This window comes from Bacillus capparidis (assembly GCF_017832095.1).
Lineage (GTDB): Bacteria > Bacillota > Bacilli > Bacillales > Bacillaceae > Bacillus > Bacillus gobiensis.
The window spans coordinates 399,749-416,219 of the sequence record NZ_JAFDST010000003.1 but is presented as its reverse complement, the minus strand read 5'-3'; the positions used below and the strand labels follow the sequence as shown (position 1 = coordinate 416,219).

Annotated in this window: 16 protein-coding genes; 4 read left to right on the top strand and 12 right to left on the bottom strand. The window is 40.8% G+C overall.

The window, feature by feature from the left end; all coding sequences use genetic code 11:
* Positions 1 to 101: 101 nt before the first annotated feature.
* Together JOC74_RS15610 and JOC74_RS15605 are read right to left on the bottom strand one after the other, a co-directional pair.
* Positions 102 to 1,112, bottom strand: a complete 1,011-nt coding sequence (locus JOC74_RS15610; RefSeq protein WP_053605566.1) for a LacI family DNA-binding transcriptional regulator — start codon at positions 1,110 to 1,112, stop codon at positions 102 to 104.
* Positions 1,113 to 1,217: 105 nt separating this feature from the next.
* On the bottom strand, positions 1,218 to 2,123 hold the full coding sequence (locus JOC74_RS15605) for an SDR family NAD(P)-dependent oxidoreductase (RefSeq protein WP_053605565.1): 906 nt from the start codon (positions 2,121 to 2,123) through the stop codon (positions 1,218 to 1,220).
* A 332-nt stretch (positions 2,124 to 2,455) separates the two neighbouring features.
* Between JOC74_RS15605 and JOC74_RS15600 the strand changes: the two genes are divergently transcribed.
* From JOC74_RS15600 to JOC74_RS15585, 4 genes are all read left to right on the top strand, one after another.
* A complete protein-coding gene (locus JOC74_RS15600) occupies positions 2,456 to 3,697 on the top strand; it encodes an MFS transporter (RefSeq protein ID WP_053605564.1) in 1,242 nt (413 codons plus the stop codon).
* Positions 3,694 to 5,274, top strand: a complete 1,581-nt coding sequence (gene ggt / locus JOC74_RS15595) for a gamma-glutamyltransferase (protein ID WP_053605563.1) — start codon at positions 3,694 to 3,696, stop codon at positions 5,272 to 5,274. The genes JOC74_RS15600 and ggt overlap by 4 nt, the downstream gene beginning before the upstream one ends.
* 298 nt (positions 5,275 to 5,572) lie before the next feature.
* The gene (locus JOC74_RS15590; RefSeq protein WP_082364268.1) at positions 5,573 to 6,004 is read left to right on the top strand and encodes an SRPBCC family protein; all 432 of its coding nucleotides are present in this window, start codon (positions 5,573 to 5,575) and stop codon (positions 6,002 to 6,004) included.
* Positions 6,004 to 6,372 (top strand): ArsR/SmtB family transcription factor, encoded by a 369-nt coding sequence (locus JOC74_RS15585; protein WP_053605561.1) that lies wholly within the window; start codon positions 6,004 to 6,006, stop codon positions 6,370 to 6,372. The genes JOC74_RS15590 and JOC74_RS15585 overlap by 1 nt, the downstream gene beginning before the upstream one ends.
* 18 nt (positions 6,373 to 6,390) lie before the next feature.
* On the opposite strand, the gene JOC74_RS15580 is transcribed toward JOC74_RS15585, so the two are convergent.
* The 10 genes from JOC74_RS15580 to JOC74_RS15535 form a co-directional block, all read right to left on the bottom strand.
* Complete coding sequence (locus JOC74_RS15580) at positions 6,391 to 6,738, bottom strand: YcnL family membrane protein (protein ID WP_053605560.1); 348 nt, start codon at positions 6,736 to 6,738, stop codon at positions 6,391 to 6,393.
* 590 nt (positions 6,739 to 7,328) lie between these two features.
* Entirely contained in the window at positions 7,329 to 8,327 is a 999-nt protein-coding gene (locus JOC74_RS15575; RefSeq protein WP_053605558.1) for a D-2-hydroxyacid dehydrogenase, read from the bottom strand.
* A complete protein-coding gene (locus JOC74_RS15570) occupies positions 8,327 to 9,547 on the bottom strand; it encodes an aminotransferase-like domain-containing protein (protein ID WP_053605557.1) in 1,221 nt (406 codons plus the stop codon). The genes JOC74_RS15575 and JOC74_RS15570 overlap by 1 nt, the downstream gene beginning before the upstream one ends.
* Positions 9,548 to 9,821: 274 nt before the next feature.
* Positions 9,822 to 10,595, bottom strand: a complete 774-nt coding sequence (locus tag JOC74_RS15565; protein ID WP_053605556.1) for a TatD family hydrolase — start codon at positions 10,593 to 10,595, stop codon at positions 9,822 to 9,824.
* Positions 10,596 to 10,879: 284 nt separating this feature from the next.
* Positions 10,880 to 11,938, bottom strand: coding sequence for a sulfate/molybdate ABC transporter ATP-binding protein (locus JOC74_RS15560; RefSeq protein WP_053605555.1), 1,059 nt, complete (start codon positions 11,936 to 11,938; stop codon positions 10,880 to 10,882).
* 2 nt (positions 11,939 to 11,940) lie between these two features.
* Positions 11,941 to 12,846, bottom strand: coding sequence for a sulfate ABC transporter permease subunit CysW (gene cysW / locus JOC74_RS15555; protein WP_053605554.1), 906 nt, complete (start codon positions 12,844 to 12,846; stop codon positions 11,941 to 11,943).
* 12 nt (positions 12,847 to 12,858) lie between these two features.
* Positions 12,859 to 13,686 (bottom strand): sulfate ABC transporter permease subunit CysT, encoded by an 828-nt coding sequence (cysT, locus tag JOC74_RS15550; protein WP_082364266.1) that lies wholly within the window; start codon positions 13,684 to 13,686, stop codon positions 12,859 to 12,861.
* 3 nt (positions 13,687 to 13,689) lie between these two features.
* Positions 13,690 to 14,736 (bottom strand): sulfate ABC transporter substrate-binding protein, encoded by a 1,047-nt coding sequence (locus tag JOC74_RS15545; RefSeq protein ID WP_053605552.1) that lies wholly within the window; start codon positions 14,734 to 14,736, stop codon positions 13,690 to 13,692.
* Between the two features lie 394 nt (positions 14,737 to 15,130).
* The gene (locus JOC74_RS15540; RefSeq protein ID WP_053605551.1) at positions 15,131 to 15,469 is read right to left on the bottom strand and encodes a DMT family transporter; all 339 of its coding nucleotides are present in this window, start codon (positions 15,467 to 15,469) and stop codon (positions 15,131 to 15,133) included.
* Positions 15,470 to 15,538: 69 nt separating this feature from the next.
* A complete protein-coding gene (locus JOC74_RS15535) occupies positions 15,539 to 16,471 on the bottom strand; it encodes a TauD/TfdA dioxygenase family protein (RefSeq protein WP_053605550.1) in 933 nt (310 codons plus the stop codon).

Here is a 16,471-nt window from a genome sequence, read left to right as displayed (position 1 = left end):
CCTCCATTTCTGAAATGCTATCAATAAATTTCCCCAATTCTTTTGATTTAAAACAAAGACACAAAAAAAGCAAAGCCATTATAGCTCTGCTTCCGATATAATTAACACGAACCTCTAATGATTAACTCAGGCGCAAATCGGTAAACACGAAACGGGTCATCTGTCTTTCCGTTAATCCTGTCCAACAAAATGTCTGCGGTTTTTTCTCCCATTTCTTTTACGGGCTGGTTAACGGTCGTAATCGAGGGATTATACAAATTGGAGTATGTTACTTCATCGATGCTCACCAATGCCAAATCGTTCGGCATAGACAAGCTGACCTTATTAATAAAAGAAAGTACTTCGCGCAACACCAGGTCATTTCCCGCAACGATCGCCGTCGGTTTATTTTCCTGCAGAAACCGTTGTTCCAAAACTCCTTGTATTTCTTCTCTCGGAACAGAAAACACATTGTTCTCTTGTACCTCCAATTGATAAAAAGACATTGCCTCCTTAAACCCTTCAATTCTTTCTCTCCTTGTTGACACCGGGATGTCTGTCGGCAGTGTCAAGAAAGCAATATTTTCATGGCCTTTGTTTTGCAGCTGAGAAACAGCCAGGCGACAAGCCGCTTTATTGTCCAAAAGGATACAATCTGTCGTCACACCATCCACGATCCGGTCAATAAAAACGAGTGGAATTCCGTATGAAATCACGTAATTGTAAACTTTAGGGTCATTCCCAACTGGAAAAATAATAATGCCATCCACTTGTTTTGAAATTAATAAGTCTATATAGTCGGATTCCTTTTCAGGGCTGTCATCTGAATTACAAATAAACACTTTAATTTCATGAGATTGGAGCCGTTCTTCTACAACACGAACAATTTCTGTTGAAAGGTGGTGAAGCAGATTCGCTAAAACGATCCCCACAACTTTCGTTTTCTTCACTTTTAAATTTCGTGCGTTGTCATTTGGGCGAAAATTCAGCTCTTCAATTACTTTTGCTATTTTATTTTTTGTTTCTGAACTCATATACTGATATCGTTTATTAAGATATTGGGAGACTGTACTTTTCGAAACACCAGCTTTATCAGCCACATCAGTAATCGTTATTTTCTTCTTATTTTCCATAATTTCTCCTGTATCCATAATAATTGTAAGAATAATACGAATATCATACCAAATTTCAGGAAAAATCTCTATTTAATAGTAAGTCGCCTTTTTTACAAAGCTAGTTCAGACCTCTTTATTCTGTGCCTTCTTATAATGAGCATTCTCTTCCTTAGATTTGCGCTTCAATCCTAAATTATTTGCCAGAAACATATCAACAATCCGCTTAGGAAGCAGCCGAGGGATGACCCAATTACTTATCGGACGCTGCACGGCCTTGTACCCGTATCGAACAGGAGGATTGGTCGCCGTCAAAGCCTTCCATACGATCTCTCCTAGTCGTTCAGCAGTGTATCCTTTCTTTCCATTTTCAATCATGTACTGGCGAAATGTCTCCATAGCTGAGGCATATTCGGTGTTTTGGTAAGAAGAGAAATCATCCTGTTCTGCCTTATCCCAGATCGCTGTCGCAACGGATCCAGGCCCTATCACAATGACATCAATTCCATGGATCATCAATTCTCGGCGAAGGGTCTCTGAAAAACCCTCGATTCCAAACTTCGATGCATGGTACGCTCCAAGAAATGGACCTGCTATCTTTCCGCCAATTGAACTGATATTAACAATCCGGCCTGGATCGCCCGATAGTTGATCGTCTGCTCCGAGCAGCTCGGCAAATGCCTGGGTTACGATTAACGGACCGATAAGGTTTACTTCTATTTGCCAGCGATAATCGCTAATCGGCTGATGGATCAGCGGAGCAGGAACAGCGATACCAGCATTGTTGACCAACCCAAACAAGGTTCTTCCTTGAAGACGATCCCGCACCACGGCGGCTCCCCGCTGAACGGCTTCCTCGTCAGTAACATCAAAGAAAAGCGGAGTAAATGCCTCTCCCCATTCGGCACTCAGCCGATCAGCGTCTTCACTCTTACGGACACTTCCAAAAACATGGAACCCTTTTTCAATCAAGATTTTGGCTGTTCCCCATCCGATACCTGAGGAAACACCGGTGACCACGACAGATTGCATGAAAAAACCTCCTAGAGTAGTTAGATTCAGTTTGAAGCGATGAATTTTAATTGCATTAAGTTATAAACTAAATATATTATATATTATTTTTATATGTATTGAAAATATTATGTTTTCCTCTTTCTCATTAAACTAATTTCTTGTGAGGAAAATCAGAGCGATTTCATTTCGAAATACAAATTATTTTTTTCTGTTCATAACGAAAGAAAATAATGGTAAATAATTACGAATTTTTAAAAAATACGATAGGTTTTCTAACAACATCAGATAAATCCAAATGATTCATTGCTATAATGATTCAAAATTCAGATAATAAAAGGAGAGAATATTTCATGAAAAAAACACATCCTGCACTTATTATTTTTCTGTTCTTTTTAGGCTGGGTCTTTATGTATGCTGATCGAAACATTCTTTCACCCGTAATGGGAAGCATTGGGGAAGAGTGGAATTTGGATAAGGCGCAATTAGGGTTGATGTCTACCGTCTTTTTTGCTGCTTATGCAGCGATGCAGATTCCCACTGGTTTTTTGGCTGATCGATTCGGCCGCGTAAAGATTTTGGTTGCCGGTTATCTTCTGTTTGGAGTTGCCACTTATTTAAGCGGAATCGCTGCAACTTTTGGAATGTTTTTGCTTATGCGCGCGTTAACCGGACTAGGAGAAGGGACGTATTACGGAACTCAATACGCCATTTCTTCCAATACGACCCCGAAAAAATATCGGGGACTTGTCTCTGCCATTATTAATAGCGGAATGGCTTTTGGTATCTCGCTCGGATTTATTATGGCAAGCCATTTCACTTATACGCTAAATCATGGATGGCAATTCTCGTTTTATATATTTGCGATTCCAACAGTCATTATCGCCATACTGATTGGAATTTTTGTACGTGATAACAACCATACCCCAAAAAACAATGAAGCGGAGCAGCCTCAAGAAAAACCAAATGTGAAGCTCCTATTTACCAAAAATCATATCTTTGTTTACATTATTATCTTTTGTTCCTTATACGGATTTTTCGGTATGCTGACCTGGCTACCGTATTATTTGCAAACCGTAAGAGAAATAGAAGGGTCACAAACAGGGATCATCGCTTCCCTAGTTCCGTGGGCCTCAATTCCAGGTGCCATTTTGTTTGGTTATTTATCAGATAAAATTAAAAGCAAAAAGCCTCTGATCGTATTTTTGGGCATAGCTGGAGCACTTTTTCAATTTGTCATTCCTTATACGCAAAACTACTCGTTAATGATCGTCGGATTGGTGATGTACGGATTGCTCGGAAAACTGGCGCTGGATCCAGTTTTAATCTCATATATGGCAGATATTACACCCGCTTCAATGTATTCAAGAGTTTACGGATTTTTCAATTTCAGCGGCATGCTCTCTTCGGTATTTGCCCCATATATTACTGGATACTTTGCCGATCTGACCGGAAGCCTTGAGTTTGGTTTTTATCTATCAGGTGGATTACTGATCATAGGCTCTGTATTGTTCCTGTTCACTGATAAACATGCAAATAATTCCAATGATTCTGTGAAAATTGATTATTTACCTAAGGAAGGAAAAACAGTATGAATCAATCGCTAGTCGGTTCAAAAACGATGGTTGTAAGTCCGCATTATCTGGCCTCTTCAGCCGGGAATACAATTTTGCTGCGGGGAGGAAATGCCTTTGATGCAGCGGTCGCTGTGAGTGCTTGCTTAGCAGTTGTTTATCCCCATATGACCGGGCTCGGAGGAGACTCATTTTGGCTAACGTACTGCTCGAAGGAGCAAAAAGCACGTGCATATAATGGAAGCGGACGAGCTGGATCAAAAGCTGACCGCGAGTTCTTCAGCGGACTCGACTCAATTCCTTACCGAGGAATCAAAAGTATTATCACTGTACCCGGAATGATAGACAGCTGGGACGCAATATTGAAAAAGTACGGGAGACTCACATTAGCTGAAGTACTTGCACCAGCTATCGAATACGCGGCTTCGGGCTTTCCGCTTTCTAACGACCAATATGAAAATACTGTCCAAAGAGCTGACGTGTTACGCCAAGATTCCGATACAGCATCTATTTTCCTGCCTGACAATCGGCTTCCAAATAAAAATGAACGATTTGTACAGCGAAATCTGGCAAATACCTTAAAACAGATTGCAGAAAAAGGCAGAGATGAATTTTATAAGGGCGAGCTTGCGAAACGGATCGTAACAAGCCTGCAAGAAAAAGGGGGGTTATTGACGTTCGAAGATTTTTCTGGGCACTCCGGAAATTGGACAGAACCAATATCCGCTTCCTACCGTGACTGCACGATGTTTCAAGTCCCCCCTAATTCTCAAGGGTTCGCTGGCTTGATGATCTTGAATATTCTTGAAAACTATGATCTCGCATCAATACCACACGGTTCTTACGAATATTATCATTTGCTGACAGAAGTGATAAAAGCAAGCTTCCAAGACCGGAATGCCGTATTAACGGATCCCGATTTTCATCCGATCCCGCTTGAAAAATTACTCAGCGCGTCCTATGCAAGTGAAATGGCACAGTCGATTGATTTCAGCAAAGCGAAAGATAGTTTTAGCGAACCGGTTGGAAATGACACGGCTTATGCAGCCGTAGTCGATGAGGAAGGCAATTGTGTTTCCTTTATCCAAAGCATTTACTTTGAATTTGGATCAGGCGTCGTTGCAGGGGATACTGGGATCATTATGCAAAACAGAGGCTCTTTCTTTTCTCTCGATCCTTCACACGTGAATCGTTTGGAACCGAATAAGCGCACCTTCCATACGCTGATGCCCGCGATGGCGTGTAAAAACGGAAAGCCGTATATTTTGTACGGCACGCAAGGCGGTGAAGGACAGCCGCAAACTCAAGCAGCCATAATTACAAGAATGCTTGACTATCACATGAATCCTCAGCAAGCCATCAATGAACCGAGATTTTTGTGGGGAAGAACATGGGGAGAAGCCACACAGGAATTAAAACTCGAAAGCAGGATCAGCCAGAACGTGTCTGATGAGTTGGAAAAAGCCGGCCATATCGTCAATCGAGTCGCTGAATTCGACGGAGTCATGGGCCATGCCCATGCCATTTTAATTGATGAACAAGGCTTTCTGCACGCCGGCGTTGATCCAAGAAGTGATGGAGAGGCTGTGGGGAGGTAGTTGTTTCTGCTATTACTTGAGACAAACGACGCTCTGATTGGGATGAAATCCTCCCAATCGGAGCTTTTTTGGTATTCTGTTGGTGTTTCACAAAGCTTTTTCTTACCTTGCTACGATTTATTCTACCCACCTTTGCTTTTTTCTGCCCGGTTTGCGATTAATTGTGACCACATTATAATTTATTGTTACCTGTTTGGATTTTTTTCGCTCTAATAAGTTTGACACGAAACCAAATGGTGTTATATAATCCGAAACAGAACCAAATGGTTTCATATTTTATATTAAAAGGAGAATCACTTTGGAAAATAATAATCAAACTCAGCTGGAGGACATTAAGCAGACCATTCTTATTGACGCGCCGATTCAAAAAGTGTGGAACACCGTTTCAACGTCAGAAGGTATCGAATCATGGTTCATGTCAAATGATTTTCAACCGGAAGAAGGACACGAGTTCCATTTACAAACACCTTTTGGACCATCTCCATGTAAAGTAGTAGAATTCGATCCTCCCCATCGACTCTCTTTTACGTGGGATGTCGACGGCTGGATTGTGTCATTTCTTTTAAAGGAGTTGGACGGCAAGACTGAGTTTACGCTTATCCATGGCGGATGGAAGCATCCTGATGACATTCTTCCGAAAGCAAATGAGAAAAGCTCAATTATTCGTGACAGAATGGATCACGGCTGGGTTAAAATTGTTGAAAGCCTTAGAAAGGTTACTGAAAATTAATGGCGGAATCAGCAAAAAAGCATGATGTTTTTCAAGCGATTGCTGATCCAACACGCAGAGAAGTGCTAAAACTGCTTTCTGAAAAAGAACTGCCAATTTCAGAAATAACGGAGCATTTTCCAATGACCCGTACAGCCATTGCCAAGCACCTTGTCATTCTTTCAGAAGCAAACCTGGTCAGCGGGAGGAAGGTCGGCAGAGAAAAACGCTACTGGCTGAATCCAGAGCCCCTAACAGAATTGAAAGAATGGCTTTCGTATTATGAACAATTTTGGGATAACAAACTATCCATTCTTAAGCACGTGGTTGAAAACCAAGAAAATACGGATGCAGCAGACTTAAAAACTGCACCTAAAAAAAACCCCTGATGAAGGGGTTTTTATGTATTACTGGCGTTTTTTCAATTGTAAATTGCCTTTATTAAATATGACAACAGCATTAAAAGCTTCATATAAAGCATAAATAGGATAGCAGAATGCTAGAAAAACAAATATCGTAGGTACTTTTTCTATGATAGGAAAGTAACCAGCCAGGAAACTCTGTACTGCAATACCCAGATAAACTAACAAAGGAATTGCGATTACTGCTATTAGAAGCAATAACGGAGTCATCTTCGTTTCTTTAAGCTTTGCGCGACAGTGAGGACATTTCATAGTAAATGGGGTAGAAAAGTCCTCGAAATGTTCAATAGTAAGTGCTTCTTCACAACTAGGGCAAGGTATAGAAGTTCTCATATGTGTTTCTCCTTTGAATAAAAATAAATCCGACTTTATTATAATAGGAACACTTAGGTAATGATACCTATTTTTTAGAAAACACGAACACTAAACTGCCGAACAGTTTGACTCTAACAATTGAAACAAATTAAGAGCTGAAGCATATAAAACGCTTCAGCTCTTTCATTTAAAAAGCATAAAAGACAATAATAAACCAAGAAACAGCGAAAAGAAGAATCACCCATTTTTCACCAGAATTCAAAGTAAAAAAAACATATGATATGGTCAACATCCCAAAAGAAAAAAATTTAACATACACCTTAATCGATTCAGGTGAAAAATCATACACAAAAAGAGATAGGATCACAAAAGCTCCAAAGATGTTTGCTATTCGTTTGAAATTATCCTTATTCATTATAAATCTCCTACTCTCTCCCGACTCAGAACCCTCGCTTTAAGTCTCGTACCTTCAAGGTCAAGTTGCTCTACTCTAATATATCCCAACACTTTTCTATCCTTATTTTGTAAAACCTGGGCACTACAATCAAGAAAGAAAATAGAACTTCCATACCAAAAAGGCGGCCAGCATCAGCTGACCACCTTTTTTATTAATATCCCGTTTCTTTATTCACCACATTTAACAGTGGCTTGCCTTCGGAATAACGCTTTAAGTTTTGCAAAAATAAGTCCATGACACGATCATGGTGTCTTGCGGAGTTGTAGGCATTATGTGGAGAAACGATCACATTTTCGAGCTCCCAAAACGGATGGTCCTTCGGCAATGGCTCAACTTCAAACACATCAAGCGCAGCTCCGGCTATTCGTCCGTCGCTCAAGAACTCTATTAAATCATTTTCCACCACTGTATTTCCACGGCCGATATTTATTAAGAAGCTATCCTTTTTCATTTTGCTTAACCGTTTTTTATTTAAAAAAGATTGTGTCTCTTTCGTGGACGGAAGAGCTAAGACGATAAAATCGGACTGTGACAGAACTTCATCCACTCGATCCATTCCCACTACTGAATCAGCCGGCTCATTTTCCCTTCTTTTGCCGGGATTTTTACGGCAGCCGATCACTCCCATGCCAAGCGCTTTACATCGTTTGGCGATTTCAAAGCCGATTTCGCCATACCCAATGATTCCTACTGTAGAATAGGAGAGATCAGTTAACGGAAGACTTGCCCATTCTTTATTCATTTGGTTTTTAATCATCGTGGGGATGCCTCTGGCAAATGAAGTAATAAGAGCGATCGTATGCTCCGCAATTGGAACAGACGTACATCCTTTTGAGTTGGTGATGATGAGATCGTTAGAAAGGATCTCTTCATGTAACATCGCATCCAATCCAACACTGACCGAATGAACCCATTTGACGTTTGGCGCTTTTTTTAGAATGTTCAGGTTATCGTGCAGCCCCAAAGTAAAGAGTACCTCACAGTCTGATACATCCATAGTCGACTCAGGTTCAGGTTCGCCCAACTTCCAGGGTTCAATGATCACTTCTGAACATACCTCTTTAAATTTTTTAACGTATTCTTCAGAGATATCCAGTCTGATATAAATGACTGGAGCTGTTTTTTTAGATTCAGTCATTGAAACACTCATTACAAAGCCTCCTCTAAAACCTCACGATTGTTTTTATAATCATTGTAGGATTCGGCAATCCGTTGAATTCCCCGTCTAATTTGTTCTTCATCACAGAAGGTGAAGCTAAGACGGATATGGTTTAACTCATCGTTCTGCAAGTAAAAATGCTTCCCGTCAAGATAACCCACCCCATTTTTAAGTGACTTCTCCATAAACTCACTCGTATCTACCTCAGCAGGGAATGTGAGCCAAAGGAAAAAGCCGCCCTCAGGCATTTGATAGGAAACTTCATTGCCGAAATATTCATGAATACTTCGAACCATCGCATCTTTTCTAGCGCGATAAATCGATGTTAAATATTGGACGTGCTGCTCAAAATCTATTTTTGCTAGAAATTGAGAAACTATCTCTTGAACAAACACACTCGTAGAGCCATCGGATTTCAGCATCCTCATTTTATTAATGACTTGTTCACCTGCAATGGCCCATCCCATACGTATACCAGGTGCAATGATTTTAGAAAATGTGCTTATATAAATGACTCGTTCGGGTCCGAAAGAGTAAATGGAAGGGACAAAACCTCCGCTAAAGCTCAATTCAACATACGCATCATCTTCTAGCACATAAAAATTATATTCATAGGCCAGCTCAGCTAACTTCTTTCTTCTTGCAAGAGACAAATTAACTCCTGTCGGGTTGTGGTAATTCGGCATCACATAAAACATTTTCGGCATCGGTTTGCCTTTAACCTTTGCTTCAATCAGTGCTTGTTCCACGAGATCGACTCGCAATCCATCCTCATCAATAGGAAAAGAGGTTAGCTCGACTTCAGCTAGGGAGAACTGGCGGATCGCTCCGAAAAAAGAAGGGGCTTCAATCCAGACATGATCTCCCGGATCAGCGAGTGTTCTAGTCGCTAAATCAATGGCTTGCATCGACCCAGAAGTGACTAAGATATTTTCATTCTCTGATTGAATCGAACGTAATTCAGAACGTTTTTTAATCCACTCATTTACCTTCTTAGGACCTGTCCCCCCAGTATATTGGAGTGATTCCAGACCCTGCGTTTGGAGAGCGGAAACTGCTGCTTCCGAAAGTAAAGGAATAAGAAAAGATTCCTTAGCGGGAAATCCGAATGAAAGAGGGACAAAGTCAGGATGCTCTTCTGCAAGAGCAGCAGATATTAAAGGCAATTCAGGAAAACGTTTAGAGAAGGAAAATTCCGTCAATTGATGCATTGATAAAACCCCCAATTTTAAGATTACATTTCACCTATCATTTCATTATAAATCATTTGATAATTCCTACACTCCATTTGTGAGGTTATATTACGGCAAAGGAACTTAATGCGATGTTAAAGATAATAGAAGATTGTTAAATTCAGACTGAATCCGGCGCGTACAGCTGCCTGGTACACCTTTCCCAATCATTGTTCCATCGATTTCTACAATCGAACACACTTCATATGGCAAGCTGAGCAAGATTTAAAGGCCCTGAAACGCAGGGCCCTTTTTAAATCCTGTAGAATTTTTTTGTATTCACTAATATTTTTAGATATGTGTCCTCTATTGAAGCTTTTTTTAAAGCCGCGATGGTTTCAATGGACTGGTGAATCATCAATGGACTCGTCATTATTCCTTTAAATGGTCCCTCAAATGGCCAAGGTCCATCTGTCTCGACCATTAATCGCTCCATAGGATACACCCTGACCAAATCTTGAATTTCTTTCTCATAAACGACGTCGGGAGTTACGGAAATAAAATAACCATTCTGTATCATTCGTTCAATCGTTTTCGGATCACCTTTAAACCAATGAAAATGTGCTTTTGATAAGGAATGTTTCTCCAGAAGGTCACACACAATAGGAGCATCCTCATAAACGGCATGCAGGACAATTGGTTTCTCCCATTTTTTTGCTAGAACGATAAAGGTCTCCAACAGTTCAATATACTTGTTTAATGAAAAGCTGCCATTTTTCTTTTGTTTTCTAAGGTAATAAGGCAGCCCCACTTCCCCGATAGCTGCCATGTCATAGCGGTTCTTTTCAATCCAGGCCACAAGTGTTTGCAGCTGGCTTTCAGATGGGAGAGGTTGTTCAGGATGAAAGCCAAACGCAGGCTTCACTTTCGAGTGCGCTTTCGATAGCGATAGGTTCTTTTTGCACGATTGGAGGTCAAAAGAGACTGAAACGATCGCTTCTAGCAAGGAAGCCTCTTGAAAAATAGCAGTCAGCTCTTCTTCTTTATATTGATCCAAGTGAATATGGGCATCTATGATTTTTTTCAAGATTTTCACTCCTAATCTATAACCAAAATTCTCGTTCCACATGCACGGATGAAATACCCTGCTTAATTGCACAAATGTCAGCCGGAATTGCACAATTTACTGAGTCAATTGCTCAGAAGAGGGACGGAATTTCACAAATCACCAAGATAATCGAACAAAAACGTGACAGAATTGCACAGTTCACCATGATAATTGTACAAAAGCCGTCGCCCAGATATTGATTTACTTCTTAATTATACATATAAAAAACCTTATCTCTGGCAAATAGAGATAAGGCAAAATATTTAAGATGAAAAAACCGTCAATTCCTTTGCTGTTGCAAAGACCTCTTCGCCTTCTTCAAGCTTTAACTCTGCGAATTCATCCTCGGATAATTCGACATGAATTTGTCTATTGGTATCTTTTCTCTGTAATTCTAATCGAACGATGGGGCCGAGCTTTTGAACATGCAGCACAACTGAGTGAATAGAATGCTCACCTGCCGGCTCTTTGCTGATGGAAAAACGATGTGGCCTCGCATAGGCTACTCCTGAACCAGGACTCTTATCAAGCTCTTTAGGGATTTCGATTTTGATTGTTCCATCAAGGAGATAGCCGTCAGAAATCTTTCCGCTAAATTGGTTTACATTTCCGAGAAAATCATAAACAAACGGCGTGGCTGGTCTGTCATATACTTCTTCAGGTGTGCCGATTTGTTCAATTTCCCCTTCATTCATAATGACCACTCGATCCGAAATATCCAATGCTTCCTCCTGATCATGAGTAACAAAAACACTGGTAATTTGAAACTCATCATGCACTTTCCTCAGCCAGCGCCGAAGCTCTTTTCTCACCTTCGCATCCAGCGCACCGAATGGTTCATCGAGAAGGAGCACTTTGGGATTAACAGCAAGCGCGCGGGCCAAAGCCACCCGCTGCCTTTGTCCTCCTGACAGCCGCGCAGGATAACGGTCTTTCCATTCGGTCAGCTTCACCACTTCGAGCAGCTCATTCACACGTTCTGCAATCTGTTTTTTGGTCGGCCTTTCCTTTCGCGGCCGCACCCGTAATCCGTATGCGATGTTATCAAATACAGTCATGTTTTGAAAAAGGGCATAGTGCTGAAAAACAAACCCTACATTACGTTCTTTCACATGCGTATTTGTCTGGTCAATTCCTTCAAAAAGAATTTTTCCTCTGTCTGCATGCTCCAGCCCGGCAATTATGCGAAGCAGCGTCGTCTTCCCCGATCCAGAAGGCCCCAGCAGAGAAATCAGCTCTCCTTTCTGAATGGTTAAGCTAAGGTCTTTTATGATAGTAGACGTACCATAGGACTTGTCAATCTGTTCAATGGTGATACCCATCATTACACTCCGTTCTTGGAAAACGATTTTTCGGCCGATTTTGCTTTTCGCTCTAACAATCCTTTGATAATTAGGGTCAAAACGGCAAAAATTGATAGTAGGGATGCTACTGCAAAGGCTGCAGAAAATTGATACTCGTTATAAAGGATTTCAATATGCAAAGGCATCGTATTCGTCAATCCGCGAATGTGCCCGGAAACGACAGAAACGGCGCCGAATTCACCAACAGACCTTGCCCCGCACAGGATAACCCCATATAGCAGCGGCCATTTAATATTAGGAAGAGTCACAAGCCAAAATGTCTTAAAGCCGCCCGCTCCGAGCGTAAGAGACGCTTCTTCCTCTGACGTTCCCTGGCTCTGCATAAACGGAATCAGCTCACGTGCAACAAACGGAAAGGTCACAAATAACGTAGCCAAAATAATGCCTGGTACTGAATAAATGATCTTTAAGCCATTCTCGATTAACCAAGGTCCAAAAACTCCGGTTGACCCGAACAAAAGAACAAAAATTAAACCGGCAATGACTGGAGAAACGGCAAATGGAATGTCCAAAATAGTTGTCAAAACCTGTTTCCCTTTAAACTCGTATTTCGTGACAAACCATGCAGCAGCTACGCCGAACAGGGCATTTAAAGGGACGGATATGATTAAGACAAGCAAAGTCAGCTTAATTGCCGCAATTGCATCCGGATTCGTAATCGCCTCCAGATAAGTGCCAAATCCTCTTTCAAAGGCTTTAATGAATACTAAAAAAAGAGGGAGCAGCAAAAACAAAGCGACAAACAAGTAACAAAGAGAGATCAAACTAACCTTGACCCATCTTGATTCGGATGATGGTTCATGACGTCGGATAGATTTATGTGCTTTCACTGATTCTTGTTGTTTCTTTTGTGCGATCGTGTTCATTTCTTCTGCCTCCTACAGCCCGTTTCTTGAAACTTTCCACTGCCACAGATTAATGAGGAGCAAGAGAATAAATGAAATGACCAGCATGATGCAGGCAACCGCGGCTGCTCCATTATAATCATATTGTTCAAGCTTTGACATAATAATGAGTGGTGCAATCTCTGTTTTCAGCGGGATGTTTCCTGCAATAAAAACAACTGAGCCATATTCGCCCAAGGATCTCGCAAATGCCAAAGAAAATCCTGTGATCAGCGATGGCAATAGCTGTGGAAAAATCACGCTAATAAATGTGCGGCCTCTGCTGGCACCGAGTGTGGCAGAGGCTTCCTCCATTTCTTTATCTAGGCTTTTAATGACCGGCTGCACTGTCCTTACAACGAACGGTATCCCGATAAATATAAGGGCAATAATGATTCCGATCGGAGTAAAAGCCACTTTTGTATGAAACAGCTGGCCGATCCAGCCATTCGGCGCATACAGCTCCGTCAAAGCAATACCCGCCACAGCAGTAGGCAGGGCGAACGGGAGGTCAATTAAACCGTCAATCATTTTCTTTCCCGGAAAGCTGTAGCGGGTAAGTACCCAAGCTAATAACAGGCCGAATATTGCATTAAAAACAGCTGCGGCTAAGGAAGTTAACACAGTAAGACGCAGGCTCGCCAGCACCCTTGGATCTTTAATGATTTCCCATAATTCGCCCGGCCCGAGAGCAGCTGTTTTCACAAAGATCATCGATAATGGAATAATGACAATAAGACTCAGATAGGACAACGTAATTCCCATACTGATCGTAAAGCCTGGAAGTAATCGTTTTTGTCTTGTTGCAGCTGCAGGTTTAATCGTTTACTCCCCCTTTTTACCTGAGTAAATCTGATCGAATGTCCCGCCGTCACTGAAATGTGTTTCCTGAGCTTTTTTCCAGCCTCCGAATTTTTCATCATCAATCGTTACAAGATCAATATCAGGAAATGTCTTGCTATATTCTTTACGAATGTCTTCATTTCGAGGGCGGTAATAATTTTTGGCAGCTATTTTTTGCCCTTCATCGGAATATAAGTGTTCCAAATACGCTTTAGCTACTTTCTCTGTGCCTTTTCGTTTTGCCACCTTGTCAACAATGGCAACTGATGGCTCAGCAAGAATACTGCTTTCTGGATAAACGATTTCAAATTGATCTTTTCCAAGTTCATTTATAGATAAGTACGCTTCGTTTTCCCAAGCCAGCAGGACATCACCGATTCCTCGTTCTACAAACGTAGTGGTTGCCCCCCTTGCCCCTGAGTCAAGGACTTCTACATTTTGGAACAACTCTTTCATGTATTGTTTGATCTTGTTTTCGTCACCGTTATATTTCTTATCCGCATAATCCCAAGCAGCTAAGTAATTCCAGCGTGCACCTCCCGAGGTTTTCGGATTTGGCGTAATCACTGAAACATCATCACGGATTAAATCATTCCAGCTTTTGATATTCTTCGGATTGTCTTTCTTTACGAGAAACACAATTGTTGAAGTATAAGGTGATGAATTATCAGGAAGCTCCTTCTGCCACCCTTCATCAATCAAACCCGCACCTGCAATGCTATCAATATCGTAAGCAAGAGCCAGTGTTGCGACATCCGCCTCCAGTCCATCGATAATCGATCGTCCCTGTTTCCCTGAACCTCCATGAGATTGCTGAAACGTAACTGTCTGACCTGTCTCTTTTTTCCAATGATCCTGAAACTCTTTATTGTACTCCTGGTAAAGCTCTCGTGTAGGATCATAGGATACGTTAAGCAATTCTACCGGTTGATCTTTGCTCTCACTTTCAGAGGATGTATTACCCGAAGAGCATCCCGCAGCCAAAAAGATTGCAGTCAATCCGATAGTTAAAGTTTTAAAAAGTTTCATAGTATTTCCCCCTACAATTCTTATTTTTTCTGGAAAATCTTAAATTTTAACTCTTCATGAGATATATCAATAATATTCAAACTTTTCTTACCTGTCAACTCGGTTTTATAGTTTGCTTTAAATTTATGGGTATTAGGTAACAAACGAATATGATGAAAAATACCTTCCTTAAAGATAACCATGTTCCGACGTTGGTTTTCCTGCCGAAATGAATTGGACGTCCTTCTTAGTTCGTGAATGGATCAAGCAAACATTTGACGTATCCTACACAGATCGAGGTATTCAATGAACAGAAAAAACCCTAAATAAAAAGGGTTTTATAAATAATACCGGTTATTTAAACAGAGTTTCTTCATCATTTTAAAATGCAATTTATTTATATTGACAGATAAAGCTACTGTTGGCCGTTCTTCATAAGGTTTCCATCTAAATTTAGCCCAATGACACCCGCAATAATGAGCAGGATTGATAAGATTTTTATCGTGGAAAGAGGTTCTTTAAAGTAGATTATTCCAATCACAGCAATTATAGCTGTTCCAACACCAGACCAGATCGAATAGGCTACACTCACATCAATTTTTTCAAGTGATAACGTTACAAGTGTTAGACTGAGCCCGTAAAATATAAAAATTGAAAAAGATGGAATCAATTTTGTGAAACCAACAGAAAACTTCATTGACGTTGTGCCAATAATTTCAGCAAAAATACCTAAGATTAAATAAATCCAGCTCATCTACTTTTCTCCTTATACATTCATTGAACTGATAAAGAATAAATGAAACGTCAATGCTTGACTTGTCCATCAAAACGGCTGATCACCGGCAATCGTTACCCTCTCAGCTTTTCTATTATGTGGAAAATAATCAGAAACAGCATAATGCTGCGTAGCTCGATTATCCCAGAAAGCAATAGAGTTAGGCTCCCACTTAAAGCGCACTTGATATTCAGGAACGTGCGTTTGAAGAAATAAATAACGAAGAAGCTCTTCACTTTCCTGTTCTTCTAAACCTATTATTCTCGTTGTAAAAGAAGGATTAACGAATAAAAGCTTTTGTCCTGTTTCCGGATGAGTACGGACCACCGGGTGTGCAACTGCAGGGAACTCTGACTGTTTTTCACGTAATTCCTCAGGGCTCAATAAATGACTGAATGAAGGAGTAAAATCATGTAAAGCTTGCAATCCATCAATCTTCTTTTTTACTTCCTCGGGTAAGTTATCGTATGCAGCACCCATATCTGCCCACAAGGTGTCGCCACCAACGGGCGGTACATCAATTAACCGTAAAATAGATGCTTTAGCTGGTTTTTCACGAAAAGTTACATCAGCGTGCCAAATATTTTCGTGGCCGCTTTGTTTATGATTTCGAGCAAACTGAATCACATGATTTGATCGGTCTTTTGGAACTGAGTAAAAAGGATGGACTTCAAGCTCTCCCCATAAACGTCCCAATTCCAGTTGCTGGTCACTTGTAATCGGCTGATTACGGAAGAAAATAACCTTCCAATCTAGCAATGCTTGATTTAATTCATCTCTTAACTCTTCTGTTGGAGATTTTGTTAAATCCACTCCTTCAATTTCCGCACCGATAATAGGGGTTAAAGGTTTGACGCGAAAATTAGTATAGTTATACCCATTCTCAGCATTTGTTCCGCGCCGTATTATGCGTGGTCCTTCCTTATCTGTACGTCCTTCAAAATGAAGTGGTCTAGGATAATTCGTTAACTCTTTTGACAT